The sequence below is a fragment of the Chitinophagales bacterium genome, assembly GCA_020636495.1.
Lineage (GTDB): Bacteria > Bacteroidota > Bacteroidia > Chitinophagales > Chitinophagaceae > UBA5543.
Genome location: JACJXQ010000006.1, coordinates 1 through 1,833, shown reverse-complemented (window position 1 = coordinate 1,833; position 1,833 = coordinate 1). Strand labels below are relative to the sequence as shown.

Genomic DNA, 1,833 nt, shown 5'->3' with positions numbered 1-1,833 from the left:
TATAAGCTAATAATCAGCAGATTATATTTACCGGATGTTTACCCTATAATGTAAAAGCCGTTTGTCTTATCCTGATATAGGTAGACACATTTACAAACTAATAAATGTGTTACTATTATGACTTCAAAACGAAAGCTTTATCGTGAAGATGAAAAACTGTTTTTTCTTCACTCTTACTACCAATCAGGTATGAGTAAGCATGCCTTTTGCCGGGCACATGGCATTTGTTGCCCTGCCTTGCTAAATAGTTGGATTAAAAAGTATTCAAATTTAGCAGAAGAGCTATCTTTGCCTTCTGAACAAGAATCACCAGATATGTCCAATCGCAGCAAGGAAGCCTACAAAGATGAAAATGCCCAATTAAAAAAGCGCATTAAAGAGCTGGAGAAAGCTCTGTCTTTCTCCAAGCTGGAAACAGAAGCCCGTGAGTTGATGATTACGCGTGCTGAAGAACTCTTCAACATCCCTATCAGAAAAAAATCTGGGGCCAAATCGTAACGGAACTGGTCAGTCAGCGCAACCTGAAAGTTGCGTTGGCCTGCCGTCTGTTTGGCCATTGTCGTCAAGCCTACTACCAGTCAAAGGCTGACATTGAGAGTCAGATACATAGGGAACGTCTCATGCTGGATGCTGTCCGTGATATCCGTATCGAAGATCCGGGTATAGGCTGTTACAAACTGTGGATTATGCTCACCGTGCTTTTTGGAGCCGGGTTCATGCCTGGGCGGGACAGCTTTTATGCATTGCTCCGGCAACACCGCTTGATGCTTCCTGCCCGCAAGACCCGGCATACGACGAACTCCAACCATCGCTACCACAAGTGGAAGAACCTAATCAAAGGACTGACCTTGACTTCAGCCAACCAGTTGTGGGTCAGCGACATTACTTATATACCACTTGCCAATGGTGAAGTCTGTTATCTGCATCTGATTACGGATGCCTACTCCCATAAGATAGTGGGATGGGTGCTTGCCGACACCTTACGGGTATCGGCAACCATCAATGCATTGCAACAGGCTATAGAGCAGGCTGTTGAAATGACAGGAGATGAAAATCTTACGGGCCTGATACATCACTCGGACCGTGGCGTACAATACTGTTGCGACCCATACGTGGCACTTCTTCAGAAACATGGCATTGCCATCAGTATGACGGAAGACTACAAACCCACCGACAATGCCGTTGCGGAACGTATCAACGGGATTATTAAGGCGGAAAGCAGCCATCCTCGAGGCCGGTTCAACGACATCGGGCATGCAAGAAATGTCATAGCTCGCTACATACATTTCTATAACCATCGCAGACCGCATATGAGTATCGGGTATAAAATACCTGCTGTGGCGCATCTGGAGAAGGGAATACAGAAGAAAATGTGGAAGAAGAAAAAATATCCTTCCACAAGTAGCAATAAAAAGAAGGATGCAATATCTTTGCAAAGCCGGACAGCAAGTCCGGGCGAAGGCGCAGGACAGCGCACCTGACAAAGACAGAATGCCTCTTTTAGGGGCACCCAGTCTTGCCGGACAAGCAAGCACGGGCTCTGCAAATGCAGCAGGATGACTGTCAACAGAATCAGGACAACTCACTTTGCTGTGTCTACTATATCAGCAGGGCTTGGGAAGAAGTGACTACTGAACCAGTACAACATTCCAAGAACCGTCTACTGATATCGGTTATAAAAAGAAAAAGCGTCTAGCTAAATCAGGAAAAGACAATACATTACATTTACAGCGTTGTTACATCCTTATGTAAAAGACGTTACATGCCGGGGAAAGACTCTTTACACACCGGGGTAAAGGCCGTTACATATCGGGGTAAAGGTAGTTACATCCT

At 45.4% G+C, this 1,833-nt stretch carries 1 protein-coding gene and 1 pseudogene; both read left to right on the top strand.

The features are described from left to right. Positions 1-117 precede the first annotated feature (117 nt). On the top strand, positions 118-498 hold the full coding sequence (locus H6550_00060) for a transposase (GenBank protein MCB9044505.1): 381 nt from the start codon (positions 118-120) through the stop codon (positions 496-498). A 5-nt stretch (positions 499-503) separates the two neighbouring features. Next, a pseudogene (locus H6550_00055) lies at positions 504-1,394 on the top strand (IS3 family transposase). The last annotated feature ends 439 nt before the right edge of the window (positions 1,395-1,833 follow it).